Raw genomic sequence first — 24,513 nt, forward strand, 5'->3', positions numbered from 1 at the left:
AATGCGCAATAGTGACGCAGATCAGTTTTGTCGCAGGGCAACCGCGATTTCAGCGGCAAGCCGCGCATTGGCGCGCACCAGCTCGATATTCGTCCGGAGGCTGGCGCCGGCAGTCGCGTTGCGGATCTCGGAGAGCAGATAGGGCGTCACCTGTTTGCCGCTCGTCCCCGTCCGCTTCGCCTCGTAGAGCGCGTCCTCGATGATCCGGTCCATCTCCGTCCGCGGCAACGCATGCTCTTCCGGAACCGGGTTGGCCACGAGCATGCCATTCTCGAGCTCGAGCCCCCGGCCGGCACGCCAGCACGCGGCGATCTCGGCAGCACTGTCGAGGCGGAGCGGCACCTTGAGACCGCTTTGCCGGCAGAAGAACGCGGGAAACTCGTCGGTGCGGTAGCCGATCACCGGTACGCCCTTGGTCTCCAGCACTTCCAACGTCTTCGGCAGGTCGAGGATCGATTTCGCTCCCGCGGAGACCACCATCACAGGCGTGCGCGCCAGCTCCTCGAGATCGGCGGAGATGTCGAAATCGAGCTCGGCCCCGCGATGGACGCCGCCGATCCCGCCGGTCGCGAAGACCTCGATCCCGGCGCGCTCGGCGAGGATCATGGTGGCGGCGACGGTCGTCCCGCCGGTCCAGCCTTTGGCGACGGCAATACCGAGATCGCGGCGGGAGAGCTTGATCGTTTCTTCGGAGGCGCAGAGCCCGGCCAGATCAGCTGTCGAGAGGCCGATGCGAACCTCGCCCCCGAGCACGGCAACGGTCGCCGGTATGGCGCCGGCCGCGCGGACCTCCTCCTCGATCTCGCGACCGATGGCGAGATTGTCGGGCCTGGGTAGGCCGTGCGTCAGGATGGTGGATTCAAGTGCGACGACTGGTCGGCCCTCGTCGAGGGCCGTCCGTACTTCGTCCGAAAAGACCAGATGGGTCATCGCGTTCCCAACTCTCTCGTCATCCCGCACCTGATCCGGGACCTTGCGAAGCTTGGAGCAGAACCAAATGTTCGACAAGGTCCCGGCTCTGCGGCCGGGATGACGATCATGGGAATAGTGTGAGTCAACCTGTCCCTCACCGTCATCCCGACGGACGTCGGGATCCACTCCAGAACCGTCACCAGTGGATCCCGATTTTCATCGGGATGACGATTGAGGTGTTCTTACCCCTGCAGCATCTTGTTGAGGCGCAGGCGCAGCGCGTTCAGCTTGATGAATCCGGCGGCGTCCTTGTGGTCGTAGGTGCCGGAGCCTTCCTCGAAGGTGACGATGTCCTCGGAATAGAGGCTGCGCTCCGCCTTGCGGCCGGTGCAGGTGACGTTGCCCTTGTAGAGCTTCATGCGCACGGTGCCGGTGACGTTGCGCTGGCTGAAGTCGATCGCCTGCTGCATCATCTCGCGCTCCGGGGAGAACCAGAAGCCGTTATAGATGAGCTCCGCATAGCGCGGCATCATCTCGTCCTTCAGGTGCGCCATGCCGCGGTCGAGCGTCAGGCTCTCCATCGCGCGGTGCGCGTGGTGCATGATGGTCCCGCCCGGGGTCTCGTAGACGCCGCGGTTCTTCATGCCGACGAAACGGTTCTCCACCAGGTCGAGACGGCCGATGCCGTTCGCGGCGCCGAGTTCGTTCAGCTTCGTTAACAGACTGGCCGGGCTGAGACGCACGCCGTCGATCGCGACGGGATCGCCATGCTCGAAATCCACCTCGATCACGGTCGCCTTGTCCGGCGCCTGCTCCGGCGAGACCGTGCGCTGGAAGACGTATTCCTCCGGCGCGTCCCACGGATCCTCCAGCACCTTGCCCTCGGAGGAGGAGTGCAGCAGGTTCGCGTCGACCGAGAACGGCGCCTCGCCGCGCTTGTCCTTGGCGATCGGAATCTGGTGCTTCTCGGCGAACTCGATCAGACGGGTGCGCGAGGTCAGGTCCCATTCGCGCCAGGGAGCGATGATCTTGATGTCCGGCTGCAGCGCGTAGTAGCTGAGCTCGAAGCGGACCTGGTCGTTGCCCTTGCCGGTCGCGCCGTGGGACACGGCGTCGGCGCCGGTCTCCTTGGCGATCTCGATCTGGCGCTTGGAGATCAGCGGCCGGGCGATCGAGGTGCCGAGCAGGTAGCAGCCCTCATAGAGCGCGTTGGCGCGGAACATCGGGAAGACGTAGTCGCGCACGAATTCCTCGCGCAGATCCTCGACATAGACTTCCTTGATGCCGAGCATCTTCGCCTTCTCGCGCGCCGGCTCGACATCCTCGCCCTGCCCGAGATCGGCGGTGAAGGTCACCACCTCGCAATTGTAGGTGTCCTGCAGCCAGCGCAGGATGACGGAGGTATCGAGGCCGCCGGAATAGGCCAGCACGACTTTCTTGACGCTCTCGGACATGTAATCGCCTTAGACGCTAGGAGGCCCCGGAAGGCCCGGTGAACAACGGATCCGGACCTTCGCAAACGGCGGCGGGCCCGACGGCGCCGGAGTATAGGGAAACTGTCATTTTCGGCAAGGGACCTTGCCCGCGACTTTGTGACTTATCGTGCGGGCCGGGCGCCCTATATGATCGTATGAGCCTTCACCATTGACCAAGGGAGCCCGAACGATGAGCAGCGCAACCGAAACCGCGATCCTCGCCGGCGGCTGTTTCTGGGGCATGCAGGACCTGATCCGCAAGCATCCCGGCGTCACCGATACCCGCGTCGGCTATACCGGCGGCACGGTCGAGAACCCGACCTACGAGCATCTGAAGACCGGCCGCAGCGGCCACGCGGAAGCGATCGAGATCAAGTTCGATCCGTCGAAGACCAGCTACCGCGCGATCCTCGAGCTGTTCTTCCAGATCCACGATCCGAGCACCGTCGACCGACAGGGCAACGACCGCGGCCCGCAATACCGCTCAGCGATCTTTTATCTGACGGACGAGCAGAAGCGCGTCGCCGAGGACACCATCGCCGACGTGGACGCCTCCGGCATCTGGCCCGGCAAGGTGGTGACGGAAGTGACCAAGGCGGGCCCCTTCTGGGAGGCCGAGCCGGTGCATCAGGACTACCTGCAGCGCATCCCGCACGGCTACACCTGCCACTTCCCGCGCCCGAACTGGGTACTGCCGAAGCGCGCGCCGAGCGTGGCTGCGGGGGAATAATACTCCCTGCCCGCTCAGGTCGTCATCCCGACGCACGTCGGGATCCACTGCCTAAGCGTCACGAGTGGATCCCGATTTTCATCGGGATGACGGATCGGGATTTGCGCCACTAATGTCCCGGCTCTGCGGCCGGGATGACGGAATAAGGTCAGAATCAAAAAAGGACGCTCCGAGGGGCGGCCTTTTCCGTAACTGTTTGACCCCCGAGTAGCGGGGGTAGAATTCGACCACGAGGTTCGGTTCCATCTGGACCGGGGACGGGACGTCTTCCAGCTTCGGGGTGCGGGTGAAGGTGCCGCGCTTCTTGTCGAGGTCGACATCCATGTAGTCCGGAATGTCGCGCTCGTTGGAGGCGGCGGCTTCGAGCACCATCGGCAACGCGCGGGACTTTTCCTTCAGCTCGACCACATCGCCTTCCTTGACCATGTAGGACGGAATGTTGACGCGCTTGCCGTTCACCAGCACGTGGTTGTGGCTGACAACCTGGCGCGCGGCGAAGACGGTCGGGACGAACTTCATGCGATAGACGACCGCGTCCAGACGGCACTCGAGAATGCCGACGAGGTTCTCGCCGGTGTCGCCGCGGCGACGGACCGCTTCGGCGTAATACTTGCGGAACTGCTTCTCGCCGATATTGCCGTAATAGCCCTTCAGCTTCTGCTTCGCCATGAGCTGAATGCCGTAGTCGGACGGCTTGCGGCGGCGCTGACCGTGCTGGCCCGGGCCATATTCACGATCGTTGAACGGGGACTTCGCACGGCCCCAGAGGTTGACGCCAAGGCGCCGGTCAATTTTATGTTTGGAGCTAAGGCGCTTGCCCATAACCCATCTCCTTCGACTTCTTTACATTGTCCCGATAGGGCGTCCGGCCTTGCGGCCCTGGCCGGGGACAGGAGGCTGATCCGCCTGCCCCGCGTTCTCGGGAATTGAGGCGCGCACTATACGGATCGAAGATGCGAAGTCAAGCTGTGCGGCGCCGTTCCGGCAAAGCGATGCAAATTGCACCGGAACCGGATAGAACACCGGCCGTTACAGACGGTATCGACCGACCCTGCCGAGCGCGAGGAGCATACGGATGGACTGGATCCTGGACCCGACACTCTGGGCGAGCCTCGCCACCCTCACCGCGCTCGAGATCATCCTCGGGATCGACAATATCATTTTCGTCTCCATCGTCGCCGAGAGCCTGCCCGAAGTGCAGCGACCGATGGCCCGCCGGGTCGGGCTCGGGCTCGCCCTGATCCTGCGGCTGGCAATGCTCTCCGCCCTCGCCTGGATCGTCGGACTGACCGCGCCGCTCGCCGAAATTCTCGGCTACACGCTCTCCTGGCGCGACCTGATCCTCCTGCTGGGCGGCCTTTTCCTGCTCTACAAGGGCACGCACGAGATCCACAACTCGGTCGAGGGCGACCACGAGGGCACGAAGGCGAAGGCCGGGGCCACCTTCGCCGCGGTGATCGGGCAGATCATCGTGCTCGACCTTGTCTTCTCCATCGACAGCGTGATCACCGCCGTCGGCATGGTGGAGGATCTCGGGATCATGATCGCCGCCGTGGTGATCGCCATGATCGTCATGATCGCCGCCTCTGGGCCCATCGCACGCTTCATCGAGCAGCACCCGACGACGAAGATGCTGGCGCTCAGCTTCCTGATGCTGGTCGGCGTGGCGCTGGTGGCCGACGGGCTGCATTTCCACATCCCGCGCGGCTACATCTATTTCGCGGTGTTCTTCTCGGCCGCCGTGGAGGTGCTGAACCTGGTCGCCACCAACCGCAAGAAGAAGGCACGCGAGGCGGCGTAGGTCTCAGCCGTCGCTGCGCCCGTTTTTGTCCAACAGAGCGCTTACCACGCCGTGGAGGGTGCGCACGTCCTGATCGGTCATGCGCGCGCGGTTGAAGAAATTACGCAGGTTGCGCTTGATCGTCGGCGCGAGATGGTCCGGATAGAGGAAGCCGCCGTCCTGGAGTTCGCGTTCGAGGCGGGAGAGGAAATACTCGCGGTCCTTGACGCTGGCCGGCTCGCCGCTGCCGCTCAGGCTCTGCTCCGGCGTGGCATCGCCTGCCTGATACCATTCATACCCCAGAAGCAGAACCGCCTGCGCAAGATTGAGCGAGGCGAAGGCGGGGTTCAGCGGCACGTGGACGATGGCGTCGGCAAGCGCGACCTCGTCGTTCTCCAGCCCCGCCCGCTCCGGCCCGAACAGGATCCCGCCGCGATGACCTGCCGCAAGATGCGCCTTCATAACGGAGGCCGCCTCGCGCGGGACATAGGCGTCCTTCACCTGGTCCCGGCTGCGTGCTGTGGTCGCCAGCACGAGGTTGAGATCGGCGATAGCGTCCTGCGTCGTCTCGAAGACCTTGGCGTTCTCGAGCACCGAGACGGCGCCCGAGGCCATCGCCTCGGCCGCCGGATTGGGCCAGCCGTCGCGCGGCGCCACGAGGCGCATTTCACCGAGCGCGCAATTCAGCATGGCACGCGCGCAGGCACCGATATTCTCGCCGAGTTGCGGACGCACCAGAATGACGACGGGCGCCGACCCGCCAGGTTGCGCGGCGGCCTTGCTTTTATCCGTTCCCGCCATGGCTCAGGCGTCGACCTTCGCCTTGGTGCCCGCTTTCAGCAGGCAGTAGGTCAGACTGTCTGAGAGCGCCATGATCGAGGCGTCGATGATGTTGGCGGAGACCCCGACCGTGCGCCACATGGTTCCGTCCGGGCCCGCACTCTCGATCATCACCCTTGTCACAGCGTCGGTTCCGTCGCTGTTCGGCGGCGGCGGCAGGATCCGGACCTTGTAATCCATCAGTTTGACATCATCGATGTTCGGATAGGCGGTGCTGAGCGCCTTGCGGATCGCAAGGTCGAGCGCGTTGACCGGGCCGTTGCCGACCGCGACCTCGTGCAGGCGCTGACCGGCGACCACGACCGTCGCCGTCGCTTCGGACTCGATGACGAGCTGACCGCGCGCGTTGAAGCGGCGCTCGTCCATCACCCGGAAGCGCTCGATGTTAAAGTATTCCGGCACGGACTCGATGGTGCGGCGGGCGAGCAGCTCGAAACTTGCCTCGGCGGTATCATAGGAATAACCGAGGAATTCCTTCTCCTTCACATCGTCGACGAGTCGCTGGATCTTCGGATGCTTCGGATCGATCTCGACACCGATCTCGGCGAACCGGGCGAGGATATTCGAGCGGCCCGCCTGGTCGGACACCAGAATGTGGCGTTGGTTGCCGACGAGCTCCGGGTCGACATGCTCGTAGGTCTTCGGATCCTTCTGGACCGCCGAAACATGCAGGCCGCCCTTGTGGGCGAATGCCGCGTCGCCGACAAAGGCCGCATGCGGGTTCGGCGCCCGGTTGAGACGGTCGTCCAGCATGCGCGAGAGCTTCTTCAGCTGCTTCATGCCTTTCTCGCCGACCCCCGTCTCGTATCCCATCTTGAGGCTGAGGATCGCGGTCAGGGTGACGATGTTCGCGTTGCCGCAGCGCTCGCCGAGGCCGTTGATCGTGCCCTGCACCTGGCGCGCGCCGGCGCGGACGGCGGCCAGCGTGTTGGCGACCGCGTTCTCCGTGTCGTTATGAGTGTGGATGCCGACATGGTCGCCCGGCACCACCTTCACCACCTCGCCGACGATCCGCTCCACCTCATGCGGCAGGGCTCCGCCGTTGGTGTCGCAAAGCACCACCCAGCGCGCACCGGACTCATAGGCCGCCTTCGCGCAGGCAAGCGCATAGTCCGGGTTCGCCTTGTAGCCGTCGAAGAAATGCTCGCAATCGAACATCGGCTCGAACCCGCGCTTGGCGGAGAGCTTCATGCTGTCGCGGATCATCTGCACGTTTTCGTCGCGGTCGATCTCGAGCGCGACATCGACATGAAAGTCCCAGGTCTTGCCGACGAGACAGGTGGCTGCCGCCTTGGAGTCGAGCACACCGGCAAGCCCCGGGTCATTCTCGGCGCTGCGTCCGGGCCGGCGCGTCATGCCGAAGGCGACCAACTTGGCGCGTTTGAGTTTCGGCGGCTCGGAAAAGAAGCGGTCGTCCGTTGGATTGGCGCCGGGCCAGCCGCCTTCCACGTAATCAATCCCGATCTCGTCGAGCGCGCGCGCGATGGCGATCTTGTCCGCCGGCGTGAAATCGACGCCGCGGGTCTGCTGACCGTCCCGGAGAGTGGTATCGAAAAGATAGACGCGGTTGTCCGTCATTGCCCGTTCCTTCACTGCGAGGCGGTGTTTTAGCACCGCGCAGGCGCCAGAGACAAAGGCAATAGGCAGACCGACCGTGCCGATGGAATTCGGGCAACGTGATTTGCGGCCGGGTGCTCCAAATTCGGACACCAGAGTTGCAAATACCTGAATTCACCTCAGGTTGGCTTTATTATAGTCTCCAGCCGCAATCCTGCCGATCGACCTGCGTATTGCCAAAGCCCCGATGAGCCTTCCGCCCAAACAGAGCAAGTTTATCTACGCGTCAGTGCCGGAGGGAGATCCCGCGGTCCAGAAACTCATCCCGGACCCGCAGCAATACAGCCTGCGAAATTATGCGATTTTCGGCTTCCGCAACTCGGAACTAGACAGCAACCGCTTCATCCATATGCAGCACCGCTGTCTGATAGAGTGGTTCAATCGAAACTACAGAGATGACCTCGACGGTGTCCTGTTCACGCTCTTCGATCCGATCGACGTGAAGTCGGCCCTCGGCTCCATCGTCGTTCTCGAGCCGACGGACAAATACGAATCCTACCGGTACCGTCTCTACGGCTCACAGGTCGTCGATACCTACGGATCCGATCTGACCGGCCGGACCAGTACCCAGCTCAACACGGAATCCACCCGGAACGTGCGGCCGCAATATCAGGCGGCCGCACGGAACAACATCACGGTCTATACCGAGCACGACCTGCGCCGGCGGAAAGACCCCGACATCATCGAGCGCTGGGACCGGTGGTCGCGCCTGATCCTGCCGCTGGTCGACGGGGAAAAGACCGTCAGGCGTCTCCTGGTCAGCATGGTGCCGACGGAGATCCCGTTCAACAGCGCCTATAGCGGCCCCGCCTCCTAAGCCCGCCGCCAGGCCGTTCCGCCTGCCCCGTCCTCCAGCACGATCCCGGCAGCGGAAAGTTCGTCGCGGATCCGATCCGCTTCTGCGAAATCCTTCGCCTTGCGCGCAGCCAGACGGCGCTCGACCAGATCGTCGATCTCCGCGTCGCCGAGACCGCCCTCGCTGCCCGCCGTCCATTTGAACCACGCTTCCGGATCACTGCCGAAGAGCCCCATCAGAGCACCGGAGGCTTTCAGGCTGGCCTGCAGGGAGGCTTTCTTATTCGGATCCGTCGCCTTGTTCGCCTCGGTTGCCAGCGCATGCAGCCGGGCGATTGCAAGCGGCGTGTTCAGATCGTCCGCCAGCGCGGCGATGAGCTCGGCATCCGGCTTCGCTTCCGGCAGATCGTCACCGGCGTCGCGCAGCACGAGGTAGAACCGGTCGAGCGCGGCCTTGGCTTCCTTCAGCCCATCCTTGGAAAAGTCCAGCGGCGCACGATAATGGGTCGAGAGCAGGTGGAAGCGGATGGTCTCGCCCTGCCATTCCTCGAGCAGATCGTGGACGGTGTAGAAGTTCCCGAGGGACTTCGACATCTTCTCGCCCTCGACCGTGACGAAGCCGTTATGCAGCCAGGTCCGTGCCATCTTCTCGGTGCCGTGGGCGCAGCAGCTCTGGGCGATCTCGTTCTCATGGTGCGGGAAGATCAGGTCGAGCCCGCCCGCATGGATGTCGAACTCCTCGCCCAGATAGCGCGCGCTCATGGCGGAGCATTCGATATGCCAACCCGGACGGCCGAAGCCCCACGGGCTCTCCCAGCCCGGCGTCTCCGCGTCGGACGGCTTCCAGAGCACGAAATCGGCCGGATCGCGCTTGTAGGGTGCGACCTCGACGCGGGCTCCCGCAACGAGCTCGTCCCTGTTGCGGCGCGAGAGGCCCCCATAGTTCGGCATCGAGGGCACGCTGAACAGAACATGACCCTCCGCCTCATAGGCATGGCCCTTCTGGATCAGGCTCTCGATCATGGCGATCATGCCGTCGACATGCTCGGTCGCCCGCGGCTCCTCGCTCGGCGGCAGAGCGCCGAGCGCCGCCATGTCGGCGCGGTAGATTTCCGCCGTCCCGTCGGTCAGCTCGCGGATGGTGATCCCGCTCTCTTTCGCCCGCGCGTTGATCTTGTCGTCGATGTCCGTGATGTTGCGGACATAGGTCACATGGTCCGGACCGTAGACCAGTCGCAGCAGGCGGAAGAGCACGTCGAAGGCGACCACCGGGCGGGCATTTCCGATATGGGCATAGTCGTAAACGGTCGGGCCGCACGCATAGATGCGGACATTCGACGGATCGATCGGCGAGAAGACTTCCTTCTCGCGGGTGAGCGTGTTCTGGAATTTCAGGGTCGTGGCGGACATCGCGCAGACTTTCGGTTCGCGTGGAATAGAGAAATGTTCGAAGTGAGCCGCCGACGCGGCGGATCGCCTAGGCGCGACAGAGATCGCCGGCGAGGAAGGCCGGAACAGAGATCACGTCCTGCAGCTTGCGCGAAAACATCTTGTCTCTTTTTCCTTAGGCGCGATGCCCCTTGAGCCGCGCGAGCACTTTCTCACGCGGGATCAAGGGTAACAGGTCGGCCATGTCCGGTCCACGGCTTTGCCCCGTCACGGCCTCGCGCAGCGGCATGAAGAGCTGCTTGCCCTTGCGCCCGGTCTCCGTCTTCACCGCGTCGGCCCAGGCGCTCCAGGTATCCTTGTCCCAAGGCGTGTCCGGCAGCTGCGCCGCGGCGGCGGCGGTATAGTCCGCATCCTCGATCAGCGGATCGATCTCCGCGCTGCAGACCTGCCACCAGAGCTTCGCGTCCGCGAGCTTCTCGAGATTGCCGCGCACCGCCATCCAGAACGGCGCGCCTCCACCGATGCCGAGCCCCAGGAGCCGCTCGGCTACGACCGTATAATCGGTTTCATGCAGGATCTTCGCGTTCAGCGCTTTCAGTTCCGCCGGATCGAAGCGCGGCGTCGCGCGGGAGAACTTGGAGATGTCGAATTCCTTGACAAGCTGGCCGATCCGCTGGCGCGGCTCGACCGGGTCGGAGGTCCCGAGCTTGGCGAGCAGCGTGTTGATGGCCATCGCCTCGAGCCCATCCTCGCGGAGCTGCTCAAGGCTGAGCGAGCCGAGACGTTTCGATAGCCCCTGCCCTTCGGCGTCGGTCAGCAACGAGAGATGCCCCATCTCGGGTGGCTCCGCGCCGAGCGCCTTGAAGAGTTGGATCTGCGCCGCCGAGTTGGTCAGATGATCCTCGCCGCGCAGGATATGGGTGACACCGAGTTCGATATCGTCGACGACCGAGGCGAGCGTATAGATCGGCCTTCCGTCGGCGCGCAGCAGCACCGGATCGCTGAGGCTTGCCATATGATAGCGGGACTCGCCGCGCACCAGATCGGTCCAGCGTTCTTCCTCGTGCAGCAGCAGGAAGCGCCAGTGCGGCGTGATCCCGGCGGCTTCCTTCTCCGCCTTCTCTGCGTCCGTCAGCTTCAGCGCCGCGCGATCGTAGACCGGCGGCCGTCCGGCGGAGAGCTGCGCCTTTCGCTTCAGACCGAGCTCGTCCTGTGTCTCGTAGCAGGGATAGAGCCGTCCCGCCGCCTTCAGCTTCTCGACGGCCGCGTCATAGTGCGCGAGCCGATCCGACTGGCGCGCAAACCGGTCCCAGGTAAGCCCGAGCCAGGTCAGGTCCTCCTTGATGCCTTCGGCGAAGGCCTCGGTCGACCGCTCATCGTCGGTATCGTCCATGCGCAGCAGAAAGGTTCCGCCGAGCTTCTGGGCGTAGAGCCAGTTGACCAAAGCCGTCCGCGTATTACCGACATGCAGCCGTCCGGTCGGACTTGGCGCGAACCGGACGACGACTTCTTTTGAGATGGTCATTCTGCTGCCTTGGAGGACGGCGACGCCGAATAGGCGCCGAGAAACGCGTTGGTGAGCGGATAGCGGCGGTCACGGCCGAACGCCTTCAGCGTGACCTTCACGCCGGGAGGCGCCTGACGGCGCTTGTATTCGGCTCTATCTAGCAGGCGCCAGACCTTCAGCACCGTCTCCGGCTCGTAGCCCATGTCCACGATACCGGAGATCGACGTCTCGTTCTCGATCAGCTCTTCCAGGATCGCGTCCAGCACCGGATAGGGCGGCAGCGAGTCCTCGTCCTTCTGGTCGGGACGGAGTTCCGCCGACGGCGGCTTGGTGATGATCCGCTCCGGCATCACGGCGCCGTCCGGGCCGAGCGCGCCTGCGGGCTTGTTCTCGTTGCGCCAGCGGCAGAGCGCGAAGACGGACATCTTGTAGACGTCCTTCAGCACATTGTAGCCGCCGCACATGTCACCGTAGAGCGTGGCGTATCCGACGGACATCTCAGACTTGTTTCCGGTCGAGAGCACCATGTAGCCGAACTTGTTGGAAAGCGCCATCAGGGTCATCCCGCGCGAGCGCGACTGGATGTTTTCCTCGGTGATGTCGCTGTTGGTGCCCTCGAAGAACGGCGCCAGCATCTCGGAGAAGGCCCCCATGGCGGGGCCGATATTGATTTCGTCCAGCTTAACGCCGAGCAGACGCGAGGCTTCCGCAGCGTCCTCAAGGCTTTCCCGGCTGGTGTAGGGGGACGGCATCATCACGCAATGGACCCGGTCCGGACCGAGGGCATCGGTCGCGACGGCGGCACTCAGCGCGGAATCGATCCCGCCCGACATGCCGATCAGCACGCCCTTGAAGCCGTTCTTGTTCACATAGTCCCTGACACCGCAGATCAGCGCCTGATAGAGCGAGGCCTCGCCGGTCTCGACCGGTACCGTCTCACCCGGCGCACAGACCCAGCCGTCGGCTCCCTTGCTCCAATGGGTAATCGCGACCTTCTCCTGCCAGGCCGGGAATTGCCAGGCCAGCGAACGGTCCGCGTTCAGCACGAACGAGGCACCGTCGAAGACAAGCTCGTCCTGACCGCCGAGCTGGTTCAGATAGACCAGCGGCAATCCGCTCTCGACCACACGCGCAACCCCGAGCTGCTGACGCTGGTCCGTCTTGCCGAGTTCGAAGGGCGAGCCGTTCGGCACCAGCAGGATCTCGCCGCCGGTCTCGGCGACGCACTCGACCACGTCCGGAGTCCAGATATCCTCGCAGATCGGAATGCCGATCCTGACACCCTTGAAAGCGATCGGTCCGGGCATCTCGCCCGCCGCGAAGACGCGCTTCTCGTCGAAAACGCCGTAATTCGGCAGGTCGACCTTGTAGCGCTCGGCCGTCACCGCGCCGTCCTCGATCAGCAGAATCGCGTTATAGACGCGCCCATCCTCGCCGCGCCACGGCGCACCGAGCAAAACCGCCGGGCCTCCGTCCGCCGTCTCTTTCGCGAAAGCGTGAACGGCCGCCCGGACACTGTCGATGAACATCGGTTTCAGCACCAGGTCTTCGGGCGGATAGCCGCAGACATAGAGCTCGCTGGTCAGCAACAGGTCGGCGCTTTCGCCCGCAGCGAACGCGCGGGCCTCGCGAAGGCGGTCAAGATTGCCCTGGAAGTCCCCGACGGTCGGGTTCAGCTGGGCCAACGCAATCGTAAGAGTGTCGGTCATGACGCTTCTCTTAGCGCGCTGCGGACAGGCTCACAAACGGAAATATGCGCCATCCGTCCGCCCCGCCACTACCGGACCTGCGCGGAACTGGACATGGATCCTTCCGCCGTGACAGGTGCAGAAACATGAGAGGCATGTTAGGTAAACCGCCACTTCCGGAACCGAGAATTCTCCATTTCAGGTTTCGGAACCTCTTCGGGAAACCTCCGGGACGTTCTATGAAGCTCAATATTGGCTGCGGATTCAGAAAAATGGACGGGTATGTCAACGTGGATGCCTTTCCAGACTGCAATCCGGACATCCTGCATGATCTCGAAAAGACCCCTTGGCCGTTCGAGGCAGATTCCATTACCGAAATCGTAGCAACTCACGTGCTTGAGCATCTGGGCGCGGACAAGAACGTTTTTTTCAATATCATCAAAGAGATATATCGCGTTCTCGCCGACGGCGGCATCTTCAAGGTCGCCGTTCCACACTACATGCACCAGAACTATTACTCCGACCCGACCCATGTCCGGACGTTCACAAAGAGAACTTTCGAAATGCTGGACATGGATAAGAACCGTCAATGGATGAAAACAGGCTCCAACGTCACCATGCTGGCCGCGATGCTCAAAGTCGATTTCGAACTCCTGAGCGTTACACAAACCTACGACGATCTTTGGACGAAGAAGCTCATCGACGGCGAAGTGACCCGCGCGGAGCTGCGGGAAATTGCAAAAAAACAGTGGAACGTCGTCACCGAAGTAGGCTTCACGCTCAAGGCCCGGAAACCCTGATCCCGCGACAACGTTCGTCGCTCCGCAGTCTTCCGGCAGACTGCGTCCGCCAACTCACATCTCGATGCCGTGCTGCGCCTTGATGCTCTTCAGCACCGGCATGAAGTCGTAGGTCGGGTAGAACTCCGTATCGAACGCGCCCCAGGCACTCTTCTCGATCGCGAGATTGACCTCGCGCAAGCGGTGCCCGGGAACTTTCAGGATCGCGACCTGACCGATGCCCATCATCACGTACCAGTTCACCACCTCGATCCCCTCCGGCGGAAACATCTTCCAGAACTCGGTCTTTTCCAGCTTCGCATTGATTTCCTGAAGATTCTTGTCCTTCTGATGCTTCAGGAACACGGTCAGCAGGATCTCTCCTTCGCCAGCACTCATCTCGACCTCCCTCGTCCAATGACTGATGCGGAAGCGGAACTGAAGCATTCGCCTCCTTGATTGGCAACAGGCGGACAGATGCAGCTACAGTGCGTTCAACGAGACAAACGGAACGGGAGGACACCATGCCGGCCGGATACATCATCGCGCAGATCGACGTCTCCGATGCCGCCGCGTTCGAGGAATACCGCAAGCTGGTCCCCGCCACGATCGCCAAGTTTGGCGGCGAGTATCTGGTCCGCGGCGGCAAACAGGAACAGCTCGAAGGCAGCAGCAATCCACGCACCGTCGTGCTGCATTTCGAGAGCTTCGACAAAGCGCGCGAATGGTACCATTCTTCAGACTACGAAAAGCCCAAAGCCATGCGGCAGGCTGCGTCGAAAGGCAATGTCGTCCTGGTCGAAGGCGTCTAACCTCACACCGACCACCGGCGCACAGGAAGCTTTCCTGACGCAATTTTGTGCGCCACAATCCACCACTCGCCTATTTTTTCGGCATCGCCCGAAGCCCGACTGACCTCTCTCCTTCGCGCTGCACGACGTGTCTTGCCCGATAATCCGCATACTCCCGCGGATCCCTCTCCCCGACGCGTCGGGTGGCACATGTGTTGCGTTGCAACATACTCCTTCCTGCGACCCCAGATCGCGACACCATGCTCAGACACGCCATCAAACGCCTGCTCGTCTCCATTCCCGTCTTGCTCGGGGTGCTCTTCATCGGCTTCATGCTGATGCAGATCGTTCCCACCGATCCCGCAACCGTGCTCGCGGGACCGACCGCGAGCGCCGCCGACATCGAGGCAATCCGCGAGTCGATGGGGCTGAACGAGCCCGTCATCGTCCAGTTCGGGATCTATCTCGGCCGCGTCCTGCAAGGCGATCTCGGGCGCTCCCTCATCTCCAACAGCTCGGTCGTAGACGAACTGGCGAACACCATCGGCCCGACGATCGAACTGATGTGCGCCAGCCTGATCTGGGCGATACCGCTCGGTATTCTATTCGGCACGCTGGCCGCCGTCCGGCGCGGCAAGGCCTCGGACCGGATCATCATGGCCGCCTCGGTCGCCGGCGTCTCGATGCCGATCTTCTGGTTCGGCCTGATGCTGATCCAGTATGTCGGCTTCAAATGGCAGATCCTGCCGTTCCAGGGCCGGGCCGGGCCGGTCTGGACGATCGAGGGGCTTCGGCACATCATCCTGCCGGCGATCACGCTCGGCGGCGTCTTTGTCGGCCCTGTCGCGCGCATGACACGAACCTCCCTGCTCGAGGTGCTGAGCAGTGACTTCGTCCGCACCGCCCGTGCCAAGGGCGTTTCGGAGCGGGTCATCGTGCTCAAGCACGCGCTGCGCAATTCTCTGATCCCGGTGGTGACGCTGATAGGCCTGCAGATCGGCTTCCTGCTCGGCGGTGCCGTGGTGACCGAGACCATGTTCGCCTGGCCCGGGGTCGGACGGCTGGCGGTAGGCGCCATCGTCTCGGCCGACTACGCCCTCAGCCAGGGAGCGATCCTGGTGCTCGCGCTGTCCTTCATCATCGTCAATATCATCGTCGACCTGCTCTATGCCGTGCTCGACCCGCGCCTGAGGGTGTCATGACCGAGATTCACGTTTCCATGAACCCGATCGACGAGGCACCGGCCACCGCCGTGACCGCACGGCGGACCGCCCTGCGGAAATTGATGCGGGACAAGGGGGCCGTGGTCTCCTTCGTGATCCTCGCCATCATCGTCACGCTCGCGCTCGCGGCGCCGTTGATTGCACCGCACGACCCCTATGACAACAATCTGCGCAACATGCTGAAACCTCCGGCCTGGGCCGACGCCGCTCTTCCGGAGCATCTGCTCGGCACCGACGGGCTCGGTCGGGACATCGTCAGCCGCCTGCTCTACGGCACCCGCACGACCCTGATGATGGGGGTGATGGCGGTTCTGGCCGGGGGGATCATCGGGTCTTTCATGGGGCTGATGGCGGCCTACTACAAATGGCTCGAAGGGCCGGTGATGCGCATTGTCGACATCCTGCTTTCCTTCCCGTCGATCCTCTTCGGCCTCGCCATCGCCGCCGTTCTCGGCGCCGGCATCTTCTCGATCACCGTCGCGCTCACGGTTTCGGCCGTTCCGACGATCGCCCGGATCACACGCGGAGCCGCCATGGTCCAGATGCAGATGGAATACATCACCGCGAGCCGCGCGGTCGGCATGAGCGACGCGCGCATCATCTGGCTGCACCTGCTGCCGAACAGCGCCTCGACGATCTTCGTCTACCTGACCCTGCAGCTCGGCCAGACGATCCTGCTCGGTGCAGCTCTCAGCTTCATCGGCCTCGGCGCCCAGCCTCCGACCGCCGAACTCGGAACCATGGCCTCCGAAGGCCGGAACTTCCTCTTCTTCGCACCTCACGTATCGACGATCCCCAGCCTGGTGATCTTCCTGATCGTGCTGTGTTTCAACGTTTTGGGCGATGCCCTGCGGGACGTTCTGGACCCGCGGCTGCGCCAGTAGGAACGCGCTCGGGTCCGTCCTGGGCCGGAAAGGAGTGCCGCCCGGCACTCCGATAAAAAAGGAGGCTTACACATGGAACTCAGCAAGTTGTTGCTGCGGGCGGGGGCAATCGCCCTGACCGCGGCCCTGCCGCTGGCGGCTCCCGCGGTCGCGGAGACGTCCGTCAGCGTGCTCCGGACCATCGACACCGACCGATACGACCCCCACACCTCCACTTCGCGCGCGACCGCGGAAGTGATGTTCATGATGGGCGACACCCTGGTCGCGCTCGGCCCGGACATGAAGACGATCAGCCCGCTGCTGGCGAAGTCCTGGACGGTGTCCCCGGACGGTCTGCTCTACACCTTCAAGCTGCGTGACGACGTCAGTTTCTGCAGCGGCAAGAAGCTGACCGCCAAAGACGTCAAGGCGACGATCGATCGCTGGATCGCACACCCGAAGGGCGTCGTGAAGAACCGCATGGGCGACGTGAAGGAAGTCCGCGCGGTCGACGACTACACGGTCGAGTACGAACTGACGCAGCCCTATTCCGAGCTGCTCTATCAAATGACGCAGCATTTCCACACGATCCTCAATGTCGAGGACGTGGATAAGCTGGGCGACGATTTCGGTGTGAAGGGCTTCGACGGCACCGGCCCCTACTGCTTCGAGAGCTGGGAGCCGCGCAACCAGCTCGTGCTGAAGAAGCACGAGGGTTACACTTGGGGCCCGGACTTCTACGAGAACAAGGGTCCGGCCAAAGTCGACGAGGTCGTCTGGAAGATCATTCCGGAAGACAACAACCGGGTCGCCGGGATCCAGACCGGCCAGGGCGACGCGACGCAGTACCTGCCTTACTGGGCGATCGACCAGCTGCAGGCCAACCCGCAGATCGCGGTCACCTCGCCGCCGTTCTACTTCTGGACCTATTATGTCGGTTTCAAGATCACCCGTGACATCGTGAACGACATCGAGGTCCGCAAGGCAATCAACCTCGCGGTCGACCAGAAGGCTCTGGCCGAGGGTCCGTTCTTCGGCAAGGCCGAGCCGGCCTATGCCTACGTCCATTCCGGTACGCTCGATTACGATCCGAAGGCTGTCGATGCGAGCTTGTTCGGCTACGATCCCGAGAAGGCCGGGTCGATCCTCGACGCCGCCGGCTGGAAGATGGGCGACGACAAATTCCGACACAAGGACGGCAAGAAGCTCGAACTGGTGGCCTACAGCTTCACCAACATCTGGCGCCCGGTCATGGAAGCGGTCCAGGGCGACCTGCGTAAGGTGGGCGTCGACCTCAAGGTCGAAGTCTTCGACGCGACCGTCGTCTGGGGCAAGCTCAAGACCCAGGATTTCGACCTCTACACGATGTCCTATCCCTACGTCTCAGCGGGTGATGCCCTGAACCTCTACTTCCCGTCCGCCAACATGCCGACGCCGAACCGGATGAACTGGGACGACGCCGAAACCGACCAGTGGCTGAAGGAAGGCCGCGGCGCGCTCACCGACGCCGACCGTGCCGCCGCCTATTCAAAGGTGGAGAAGAAGGTCCACGACGCCGTGGTCTGGATTCCGATCGTGCACGAGCCGATGTTCGTCGCCGCAGGTCCGCGCATGAAGCCGATCGAGGCGCACGGCATCTACGGCGCGGGTCTCTACAAGGGGCTCAATCTCGAGCTGAAGTAGATCCCGCGAAACATCTCAGACACGGGGCCGGTCAATCCGGCCCCGTGCTCTTTTGATTACTTGTCGAGGTTCCTGAAGAAATCATCGGATACCTTCGCGTCGATCTCGTCGCCACGTACAGTGTCATCCGGCTCGCTCGGCGCCGCAGGCGCCGGCCGGTTTTCCGGAACAGCAGCTTTCTCGGGATCGTCCGCGCCTCCCCGATGCCGCCGCGACGTCGCCGCCGCTCCGGTCGAGGACTGTTCGCCGGACCGGGTCATCGACGCTTCGTCGAGCACTTTCCGCTGCTTCGCCACACTTGCGAATTCCTGCAGATTGATGAACAGCTCGAACAGCTCGGACAGCACCTCCGTGTTGGAGATCGACTTGCGGGCCTGGCGGGCCATCACACTGAAAGAGCCATTCCGGATCTGGTACTGCATGAGCATCACGCGCGTGCGTTGCTGGAGCTCCAGCAGTTTTGCAAGAAGCTGATCGTCGGAAAGATCAGACGGCGCGGGAAAAGCTGCCGCTCTCGTGGGAGTCATAGCTCAGGTTCCAGTTGCCTCAAGGGATAGCCGGTCCCGGACGCCTCACGCCCGCGACTGCCGGCTTTCGCGCCGGCTGCGTAGTTGACGGGGAGTGACACTGCGTCAGTCCGCAGCATCCATCATGGCCACGTTCCCGGTGCCCCGCATGCCGAGCCAGTCCAGCGTCGCCCGGCCCCATTTGTCGATGGCCGCGCCGAACAACTCGAAGCCTTTCAGGTGCGCTTCCTTGGGCTGCGCGCCAGGCAGTTCCATGCGATGCGCCGCACCGGCGGTCCAGCGCTGGATCATTTCCAGCGTTATTTCGGGATGGAACTGGATGCCGAGCTTGTTTTCTCCAAAGAGATAGGCCTGGTTCGGAAAACGTTCGCCTTCCGCCAGCAACCGCGCCCCGTCCGGCAGGTCGAAGCCTTCCTTGTGCCACTGGTAGAAGTGTTCCGAATGGGCAAAGTACGGGCGACCTTCCTCGGTCGGGCGCACCTTGGTGTAACCGACCTCGACATGGCCCTGGTCATGCAGATAGACCCGAGCGCCGAGCGCGCGGGCGAGCAGCTGGCCGCCCAGGCAGATCCCGAAAAACGGCTTCTCCTCGCGGAGCACGACATCCATGAAATCCAGCTCGGCCCGGATACCGTCGAGGTGATCGTCGTTGGCGCTCATCGGACCACCGAACACCACCACGCCGGCGTGATCGTCGAGATGCTCCGGCAAATCGTCGCCGATGCAGGGGCAGCGCCGGTCGAGCGCATAGCCACGCTCTTCGAGCAGCACCCCAACATGCCCCGGGACAGAAGTCTTCTGATGAACAACGATGAGGACTTTAGGCTTCACGATGGTCTGTTCGGGTCTTTTCCAGCAGAAACTCGCGTCCGACCTTAACACGTTCCTCGTCGCCATACTTGACGATATCTGCGGTCGCGTAGGTCTCGCTCCATTTCTCAGGGAGATAGGAGCCCGTCCCGATAATATCAATCGGCGCGTTGGCGAGCGCCATCACGCGGCATTTCTCCGGCGAGAAGCCGCTGGAGGCGACGATCTTGACCGCCTTGAACCCGGCCCGGTCGAGCCGCTCGCGCATGTGCCAGATCGCGGCGGCGGAAACACCGGTGCCGATCAGGTAGCTCAACTCCTTGTCGGAGCGGTATCCTCGGATTGCCTGCGGAGCATTGCGGTCCAACACTTCGTAGGACATACCGATATCCATGCCCTCGACATAGCGCCCGCCATGGGTGTCGAGCCGGACGGCGACGCGTCCCTCGGCCGCGAGCTCCGGAAAGCGGCGGCAGACCGCAAGCGCGTCGGTGATTTCCTGGCCGAAATAGTCGACGAGCACCGTCAGGTTCTCTGCCGGATGGACCTCGTGAAACATCTCCGCCGCGCGCACCGTCGAGCCGGCATAACCGATCAGGGCGTGCGGCATGGTGCCGTAGCCGCGGTCCCGGTTGAAGAAATGCGCGGTCTCGTCGGAGGCGTTCCCGATGAAGCCGACAGCCCCCAGCTTGCGCTGCGCCTTGGCGGAGCCGACGCTGGCGCCATAGGCCATCATCTCCGCCATCTCGGTCCCGGCGCAGTGCCTGGCATCCATGGCGAGAAAGGCCGTCTTCTGCATTTCCGCGCACATCACATAGGCATTGTAGGCGGCGACGCAGCACGCCCCGAGCTTCTGCAGAAACTGCGTCTCGAGATCGATCAGGTGATAGAGCGAGCCGGAGACATACATGATCGGCTCGCCGGCACCGACCCAGGAGCCTTCCTTCTGCCGGAGATCCACCCGGATCTCGACCTTCCGCGCCCTCGCCATCCGCTCGAGCCATTGCATGGCAAGACGCGGCGCGGAGGTCACCGGGCGGCGCATGAAAACCGCGTAGGTGACGTCCACATCGCCGAATTTCGCGACCACGTCCTTGGTCCGCAGGAAGTACTTGTCGACGAAGCGCGGCAGATCGCTCTCCGCCGGATGACTTACCGTGCGCGGCGCCTCATCCGGCTGCAGCGACGCAATTCCTTCGGAGCCGTCCATGGCTCACTCCCCAAGTCAGAGTCCGCTCAGGACGCCGCCGCAATGGAGCCGGCCGCATCGCTGGCCCTGCTCTTCTTCATCATATCGGCGATCAGGAAAGCAAGCTCCAGCGATTGGCTGGCATTCAGGCGCGGATCGCAATGGGTGTGGTAGCGGTCCGCAAGCGCCTCGTCGGTGATCGCCTGTGCGCCGCCGATGCATTCGGTCACGTCCTGCCCGGTCAGTTCGAAATGCACGCCCCCGGCATGGGTGCCTTCGGCCTGGTGCACGTCGAAGAATTCCCGGACCTCCGAGAGGATGCGGTCGAACGGGCGCGTCTTGTAGCCGCTGGACGCCTTGATCGTGTTGCCATGCATCGGATCGCAGGACCAGACGACGTTCTTGCCTTCCTTCTGCACGGCACGGATGAAGCGCGGCAGATGCTTGTCGACCTCGCCTGCACCGACGCGCACGATCAGGGTCAGGCGCCCCGCCTCATTCTTCGGATTGAGGATGTCGATCAGACGCAGCATGTCGTCGGTATCGAGGCTCGGACCGCACTTCATGCCGATCGGATTCTGGATGCCGCGCAGATATTCGATATGCGCGCCGTCCGCCTGCCGGGTCCGGTCGCCGACCCAGAGCATATGCGCCGAGGTGCTGTACCATCCGCCCTCGCCGGTGATGGTGTCCTTCCGGGTCATGGCCTGCTCGTAGCCAAGCAGCAGGGCTTCGTGGCTGGTATAGAACTCGGTCTCGCGGAGCTGCTGGTTGTTCTCCGGCGTAATGCCGCAGGCGCGCATGAATTCGAGCGCCTCGTCGATGCGCTGCACCAGATTCTCGAAGCGCTCGCCCTGCGGGGATTTCTGGACGAAGCCGAGGGTCCAGCGATGGATCTGCTCGAGATTTGCGAAACCGCCCTGTGCGAAGGCGCGCAGCAGGTTCAGGGTCGAGGCCGACTGGTTATAGACCTTGAGCAGCCGGTCCGGATCGGGAATGCGCGAGCCTTCGTTGAACTCGATCGCGTTGACCATGTCGCCGCGATAGCTCGGCAGTTCGACACCGCCGATGGTCTCGGTGTCCGAGGAACGCGGCTTCGCGAACTGGCCGGCGAGACGGCCGACCTTCACGATCGGCATGGCCGCGCCGAAAGTCAGCACCACCGCCATCTGCAGCAGCACGCGGAACGTGTCGCGGATGTTGTTCGGGGAAAATTCGGCAAAGCTCTCGGCGCAATCGCCGCCCTGCAGCAGAAAAGCCTCGCCGCGCGCGACCTTGCCCAGCGACGCCTTCAGGCGCTGTGCCTCGCCCGCAAAAACGAGCGTCGGATACCCGCTGAGTTCCTTCTCGACCGCCGCCAGACGGTCCGCGTCCGGATAGGCAGGAACCTGCTTGATCGGTTTGCCGCGCCAGCTATCGGGGCTCCATGTGCCGGCCATAGCTCTTCTCCCGTTGATCGAATCGACCGCTTCCCGCCGTTTCCGGCGCTTGCGGAGGAGTTTTGTAACAGTGCAGTTCCGCAAATACCAGCTTCTCCGGTATGCACCGAAACTGCTCTTTTATTACCACAGATCCCGTTGGACGCCGTTCACGCGCCCCTCTATCGTCGGTCGGTAAGTAAAAACAAAAAATTTAGGTGGAACGCCTGAAATGCATACCCTGCTCCTGGCGGCGGTCATTCTGGCTGCAACGGTCAGCCATTCGGTCGCCGAAACGCTCCTGGAACGCGGCACCTATCTCGTGAACGGCATCGTCGCCTGCGGCAACTGCCATACGCCCCAGACACCCGGGGGACCGGCGCCGGGGCGGGAGTTTGCCGGAACGATCATCGCGGACATGCCCGAATTCACCGCATTCGCACCCAACATCACGCCGGACAAGGCAACCGGGATCGGGAACTGGAGCAAGGCGGAGCTCATCCGCGCGATCCGCGAGGGTATCCGCCCGGACGGCAGCCTGATCGGCCCGCCGATGCCGTTCTCCATGTACCGCCATCTGTCCGACAGGGACGTCGAAGCGATCGCGACCTACGTCATGCAGGTCCCGGCGGTCTCGAACGCGGTGCCGAAATCCGAATACCGCATCCCGCTGCCGCCGGCCTACGGCCCTCCTGTCGCCGAGGTTCCGGAACCGCGCCCCGAGAACATCATCGATTACGGGGCCTATCTCGCCGGCCCGGCAGGGCATTGCCTCGAATGCCACACGCCCATGGTCGCCGGACGGTTCGATTACGATAGCCAGACTGGCGCCGGAGGACTGAAGTTCGAAGGTCCGTGGGGAATCTCCGTCGCAAGCAACATCACGCCGCATCCCGATGGGCGCGTCGCGGATTACAGCGATGCCGAGCTCGCGACCGTGATCCGGACCGGCGTCCGGCCCGACGGCTCCCGCATATTCCCGCCGATGGGTGTGCATTACTATGCCTCGATCAACGACCGGGACATGGCGGCACTCGTTGCCTTCATCCGGACGCTGAAACCTAAGCCGAACGGCGGCTAAGCGCTCTCTACTCCGCCGCCTGACGCTCCTCCGGGTCCGGACGCTTGGTGCGCATGGTGACGAATTCCTCCGCCGCCGTCGGATGGATGCCGATGGTGGCGTCGAACTCCGCCTTGGTCGCGCCCGCCTTGATGGCGATGCCGATGCCCTGGATGATCTCCGGGGCATCGAGTCCGACCATGTGCGCGCCGACCACCCGGTCGGAGGCGCGGTCCACGATCAGCTTCTGCATGCCGCGCTCCGGATTGTCCGTCAGCGTGTATTTCATCGGCCGGAAGCCAGCGACATAGACATCCACCGCGCCGTAGGTCTCGCGCGCCTCGGCCTCCGTCAGCCCGACCGTCCCGATCGGCGGCTGGCTGAAAACGGCGCTCGGCACGTCGCTGTGATCGGCCTGCCGCGGATTGTTGTTGAACTGGGTCTCGGCGAAACAATGGCCCTCTGCGATGGCGACCGGCGTCAGGTTGATCCGGTTGGTCACGTCGCCGACCGCGAAGATGCTCGGCACCGAGGTCTGGGACCATTCGTTCACCTTCACCGCGCCGTTGCGATCCAGCTCGACGCCAGCCTCCGCGAGGCCGAGGCCATTGGTGTTCGGATGCCGCCCGGTCGCATACATGACCTGATCCGCCTCGATCACGGAGCCGTCGTTCATGTGCACCTTGTAGGCGCCGCCCGCCTTCTCGATGCGCGCCGGCAGCACGCCCGGATGGAGATGCATGCCCTTCTTGGTCATCTCCTCGGTCAGGGTGTTCCGCACATCCTCGTCGAAGCCGCGCAGCACCTTGTCGGCGCGGTAGACGAGATGGGTCTCGGAGCCGAAGGAATTGAAGATCCCGGCGAACTCGACGGCGATAAAGCCGGAGCCGACGATGACGATGCGGTCCGGACGCTCCGACAGCTCCAGCGCCTCGTTCGAGGTGATGACATGCTCCTTGCCCTCGACGCTCTCCGGAATGCTCGGCCAGCCGCCGACGGCGATCAGGATCTTCTCGGCCGTGTAGCGCTTGTCGCCGACCGCGACCGTATGGGCATCGATCACCGTCCCGCGCCCATGGATCCGGGTCGCGCCGGCATTCTCCAGCAGGTTCACATAGATTCCGTGCAGCCGGTCGAGCTCCTTCTCCTTGGCCGCGATCATCTTCGGCCAGTCATGGGAGACATTCTCCGCCGACCAGCCGTAGCCCGCTCCATCCTCAAGATCGTGGCCGAAATGCGAGCCGTAGACGAAGAGCTTCTTCGGAACACAGCCGCGCAGCACGCAGGTCCCGCCCTCGCGCACTTCCTCGATGACAGCGACTTTCGCGCCGAAGGACGCGGCAAGACGGCTCGCGCGCACGCCGCCGGACCCGGCGCCAATGGTGATAAGGTCGAAATCGTAATCGGACACGGGGTTCGCTCCAGGCTCGGACTGTT

Annotated in this window: 22 protein-coding genes and 1 pseudogene; 9 read left to right on the forward strand and 14 right to left on the reverse strand. The window is 63.4% G+C overall.

Annotation, left to right across the window (positions count from 1 at the left end):
• Window positions 1-21 precede the first annotated feature (21 nt).
• Both IG122_RS06640 and IG122_RS06645 read right to left on the reverse strand, forming a co-directional pair.
• The gene (locus IG122_RS06640; protein WP_319024830.1) at window positions 22-1,008 is read right to left on the reverse strand and encodes a pseudouridine-5'-phosphate glycosidase; all 987 of its coding nucleotides are present in this window, start codon (window positions 1,006-1,008) and stop codon (window positions 22-24) included.
• Window positions 1,009-1,154: 146 nt separating this feature from the next.
• Window positions 1,155-2,366: an argininosuccinate synthase gene (locus tag IG122_RS06645; protein ID WP_193181715.1), complete on the reverse strand. Its 1,212-nt coding sequence runs from the start codon at window positions 2,364-2,366 to the stop codon at window positions 1,155-1,157.
• A gap of 211 nt (window positions 2,367-2,577) precedes the next feature.
• Here IG122_RS06645 and msrA point away from each other — a divergent pair, with 211 nt between their 5' ends.
• A complete protein-coding gene (gene msrA / locus IG122_RS06650) occupies window positions 2,578-3,117 on the forward strand; it encodes a peptide-methionine (S)-S-oxide reductase MsrA (protein WP_193181717.1) in 540 nt (179 codons plus the stop codon).
• Window positions 3,118-3,327: 210 nt separating this feature from the next.
• Here the strand turns inward: msrA and rpsD are convergent.
• Window positions 3,328-3,939: pseudogene (rpsD, locus tag IG122_RS06655) on the reverse strand (30S ribosomal protein S4); the annotation flags it as partial.
• Window positions 3,940-4,192: 253 nt separating this feature from the next.
• On the opposite strand from rpsD, the gene IG122_RS06660 reads away from it, so the two are divergent.
• The gene (locus tag IG122_RS06660; RefSeq protein ID WP_193181728.1) at window positions 4,193-4,918 is read left to right on the forward strand and encodes a TerC family protein; all 726 of its coding nucleotides are present in this window, start codon (window positions 4,193-4,195) and stop codon (window positions 4,916-4,918) included.
• A gap of 3 nt (window positions 4,919-4,921) precedes the next feature.
• Here the strand turns inward: IG122_RS06660 and IG122_RS06665 are convergent, their stop codons facing one another.
• Together IG122_RS06665 and cimA are read right to left on the reverse strand one after the other, a co-directional pair.
• Entirely contained in the window at window positions 4,922-5,698 is a 777-nt protein-coding gene (locus tag IG122_RS06665; protein WP_193181730.1) for an RNA methyltransferase, read from the reverse strand.
• A gap of 3 nt (window positions 5,699-5,701) precedes the next feature.
• The gene (gene cimA / locus IG122_RS06670) at window positions 5,702-7,315 is read right to left on the reverse strand and encodes a citramalate synthase (protein ID WP_193181732.1); all 1,614 of its coding nucleotides are present in this window, start codon (window positions 7,313-7,315) and stop codon (window positions 5,702-5,704) included.
• Window positions 7,316-7,541: 226 nt separating this feature from the next.
• On the opposite strand from cimA, the gene IG122_RS06675 reads away from it, so the two are divergent.
• The gene (locus IG122_RS06675; protein ID WP_193181734.1) at window positions 7,542-8,171 is read left to right on the forward strand and encodes a PAS domain-containing protein; all 630 of its coding nucleotides are present in this window, start codon (window positions 7,542-7,544) and stop codon (window positions 8,169-8,171) included.
• On the opposite strand, the gene cysS is transcribed toward IG122_RS06675, so the two are convergent.
• The 3 genes from cysS to IG122_RS06690 form a co-directional block, all read right to left on the reverse strand.
• On the reverse strand, window positions 8,168-9,559 hold the full coding sequence (cysS, locus tag IG122_RS06680) for a cysteine--tRNA ligase (RefSeq protein WP_193181741.1): 1,392 nt from the start codon (window positions 9,557-9,559) through the stop codon (window positions 8,168-8,170). The two genes, IG122_RS06675 and cysS, sit on opposite strands and share 4 nt — an antisense overlap.
• Window positions 9,560-9,713: 154 nt before the next feature.
• Window positions 9,714-11,063 carry a glutamate--tRNA ligase gene (gene gltX, locus IG122_RS06685; protein WP_193181743.1) on the reverse strand — a complete coding sequence of 450 codons (1,350 nt, stop codon included), beginning with the start codon at window positions 11,061-11,063 and terminating at the stop codon, window positions 9,714-9,716.
• Window positions 11,060-12,754: an NAD+ synthase gene (locus IG122_RS06690; protein ID WP_193181745.1), complete on the reverse strand. Its 1,695-nt coding sequence runs from the start codon at window positions 12,752-12,754 to the stop codon at window positions 11,060-11,062. Before IG122_RS06690 ends, gltX begins: the two co-directional genes overlap by 4 nt.
• Before the next feature lie 218 nt (window positions 12,755-12,972).
• On the opposite strand from IG122_RS06690, the gene IG122_RS06695 reads away from it, so the two are divergent.
• On the forward strand, window positions 12,973-13,533 hold the full coding sequence (locus IG122_RS06695; RefSeq protein ID WP_193181747.1) for a class I SAM-dependent methyltransferase: 561 nt from the start codon (window positions 12,973-12,975) through the stop codon (window positions 13,531-13,533).
• 54 nt (window positions 13,534-13,587) lie between these two features.
• On the opposite strand, the gene IG122_RS06700 is transcribed toward IG122_RS06695, so the two are convergent.
• On the reverse strand, window positions 13,588-13,911 hold the full coding sequence (locus IG122_RS06700; RefSeq protein ID WP_193181749.1) for a hypothetical protein: 324 nt from the start codon (window positions 13,909-13,911) through the stop codon (window positions 13,588-13,590).
• Between the two features lie 125 nt (window positions 13,912-14,036).
• On the opposite strand from IG122_RS06700, the gene IG122_RS06705 reads away from it, so the two are divergent.
• From IG122_RS06705 to IG122_RS06720, 4 genes are all read left to right on the forward strand, one after another.
• Window positions 14,037-14,324, forward strand: a complete 288-nt coding sequence (locus tag IG122_RS06705) for a DUF1330 domain-containing protein (RefSeq protein WP_193181752.1) — start codon at window positions 14,037-14,039, stop codon at window positions 14,322-14,324.
• Between the two features lie 239 nt (window positions 14,325-14,563).
• Window positions 14,564-15,505 (forward strand): ABC transporter permease, encoded by a 942-nt coding sequence (locus IG122_RS06710; RefSeq protein WP_193181754.1) that lies wholly within the window; start codon window positions 14,564-14,566, stop codon window positions 15,503-15,505.
• Complete coding sequence (locus tag IG122_RS06715) at window positions 15,502-16,410, forward strand: ABC transporter permease (RefSeq protein WP_193181756.1); 909 nt, start codon at window positions 15,502-15,504, stop codon at window positions 16,408-16,410. Before IG122_RS06710 ends, IG122_RS06715 begins: the two co-directional genes overlap by 4 nt.
• A 72-nt stretch (window positions 16,411-16,482) precedes the next feature.
• Complete coding sequence (locus IG122_RS06720) at window positions 16,483-18,072, forward strand: ABC transporter substrate-binding protein (RefSeq protein WP_193181758.1); 1,590 nt, start codon at window positions 16,483-16,485, stop codon at window positions 18,070-18,072.
• Window positions 18,073-18,128: 56 nt separating this feature from the next.
• Here IG122_RS06720 and IG122_RS06725 read toward each other — a convergent pair whose 3' ends face one another.
• The 4 genes from IG122_RS06725 to IG122_RS06740 form a co-directional block, all read right to left on the reverse strand.
• The gene (locus tag IG122_RS06725; protein WP_193181759.1) at window positions 18,129-18,599 is read right to left on the reverse strand and encodes a hypothetical protein; all 471 of its coding nucleotides are present in this window, start codon (window positions 18,597-18,599) and stop codon (window positions 18,129-18,131) included.
• Window positions 18,600-18,704: 105 nt separating this feature from the next.
• On the reverse strand, window positions 18,705-19,430 hold the full coding sequence (locus IG122_RS06730; protein WP_319024831.1) for a glutamine amidotransferase-related protein: 726 nt from the start codon (window positions 19,428-19,430) through the stop codon (window positions 18,705-18,707).
• Window positions 19,420-20,619: a nicotinate phosphoribosyltransferase gene (locus IG122_RS06735; protein WP_193181761.1), complete on the reverse strand. Its 1,200-nt coding sequence runs from the start codon at window positions 20,617-20,619 to the stop codon at window positions 19,420-19,422. The genes IG122_RS06730 and IG122_RS06735 overlap by 11 nt, the downstream gene beginning before the upstream one ends.
• A 26-nt stretch (window positions 20,620-20,645) precedes the next feature.
• Window positions 20,646-22,037 (reverse strand): class II 3-deoxy-7-phosphoheptulonate synthase, encoded by a 1,392-nt coding sequence (locus tag IG122_RS06740; protein ID WP_193181762.1) that lies wholly within the window; start codon window positions 22,035-22,037, stop codon window positions 20,646-20,648.
• 211 nt (window positions 22,038-22,248) lie between these two features.
• On the opposite strand from IG122_RS06740, the gene IG122_RS06745 reads away from it, so the two are divergent.
• Window positions 22,249-23,097 (forward strand): c-type cytochrome, encoded by an 849-nt coding sequence (locus IG122_RS06745; protein WP_193181763.1) that lies wholly within the window; start codon window positions 22,249-22,251, stop codon window positions 23,095-23,097.
• A gap of 7 nt (window positions 23,098-23,104) precedes the next feature.
• Here IG122_RS06745 and gor read toward each other — a convergent pair whose 3' ends face one another.
• The gene (gene gor, locus IG122_RS06750) at window positions 23,105-24,487 is read right to left on the reverse strand and encodes a glutathione-disulfide reductase (RefSeq protein ID WP_193181764.1); all 1,383 of its coding nucleotides are present in this window, start codon (window positions 24,485-24,487) and stop codon (window positions 23,105-23,107) included.
• Window positions 24,488-24,513 lie beyond the last annotated feature (26 nt).

Origin of the sequence: Nisaea sediminum, assembly GCF_014904705.1 — a bacterium.
Classification (GTDB): domain Bacteria; phylum Pseudomonadota; class Alphaproteobacteria; order Thalassobaculales; family Thalassobaculaceae; genus Nisaea; species Nisaea sediminum.

Bases quoted from the DNA above. Each gene is read 5' to 3' on its own strand.
- IG122_RS06645 (WP_193181715.1), bottom strand. From the start codon at position 2,366: ATGTCCGAGAGCGTCAAGAAAGTCGTGCTGGCCTATTCCGGCGGCCTC.
- msrA (WP_193181717.1), top strand. From the start codon at position 2,578: ATGAGCAGCGCAACCGAAACCGCGATCCTCGCCGGCGGCTGTTTCTGG.
- IG122_RS06660 (WP_193181728.1), top strand. From the start codon at position 4,193: ATGGACTGGATCCTGGACCCGACACTCTGGGCGAGCCTCGCCACCCTC.
- IG122_RS06665 (WP_193181730.1), bottom strand. From the start codon at position 5,698: ATGGCGGGAACGGATAAAAGCAAGGCCGCCGCGCAACCTGGCGGGTCG.
- cimA (WP_193181732.1), bottom strand. From the start codon at position 7,315: ATGACGGACAACCGCGTCTATCTTTTCGATACCACTCTCCGGGACGGT.
- IG122_RS06675 (WP_193181734.1), top strand. From the start codon at position 7,542: ATGAGCCTTCCGCCCAAACAGAGCAAGTTTATCTACGCGTCAGTGCCG.
- cysS (WP_193181741.1), bottom strand. From the start codon at position 9,559: ATGTCCGCCACGACCCTGAAATTCCAGAACACGCTCACCCGCGAGAAG.
- gltX (WP_193181743.1), bottom strand. From the start codon at position 11,063: ATGACCATCTCAAAAGAAGTCGTCGTCCGGTTCGCGCCAAGTCCGACC.
- IG122_RS06690 (WP_193181745.1), bottom strand. From the start codon at position 12,754: ATGACCGACACTCTTACGATTGCGTTGGCCCAGCTGAACCCGACCGTC.
- IG122_RS06695 (WP_193181747.1), top strand. From the start codon at position 12,973: ATGAAGCTCAATATTGGCTGCGGATTCAGAAAAATGGACGGGTATGTC.
- IG122_RS06700 (WP_193181749.1), bottom strand. From the start codon at position 13,911: ATGAGTGCTGGCGAAGGAGAGATCCTGCTGACCGTGTTCCTGAAGCAT.
- IG122_RS06705 (WP_193181752.1), top strand. From the start codon at position 14,037: ATGCCGGCCGGATACATCATCGCGCAGATCGACGTCTCCGATGCCGCC.
- IG122_RS06710 (WP_193181754.1), top strand. From the start codon at position 14,564: ATGCTCAGACACGCCATCAAACGCCTGCTCGTCTCCATTCCCGTCTTG.
- IG122_RS06715 (WP_193181756.1), top strand. From the start codon at position 15,502: ATGACCGAGATTCACGTTTCCATGAACCCGATCGACGAGGCACCGGCC.
- IG122_RS06720 (WP_193181758.1), top strand. From the start codon at position 16,483: ATGGAACTCAGCAAGTTGTTGCTGCGGGCGGGGGCAATCGCCCTGACC.
- IG122_RS06725 (WP_193181759.1), bottom strand. From the start codon at position 18,599: ATGACTCCCACGAGAGCGGCAGCTTTTCCCGCGCCGTCTGATCTTTCC.
- IG122_RS06735 (WP_193181761.1), bottom strand. From the start codon at position 20,619: ATGGACGGCTCCGAAGGAATTGCGTCGCTGCAGCCGGATGAGGCGCCG.
- IG122_RS06740 (WP_193181762.1), bottom strand. From the start codon at position 22,037: ATGGCCGGCACATGGAGCCCCGATAGCTGGCGCGGCAAACCGATCAAG.
- IG122_RS06745 (WP_193181763.1), top strand. From the start codon at position 22,249: ATGCATACCCTGCTCCTGGCGGCGGTCATTCTGGCTGCAACGGTCAGC.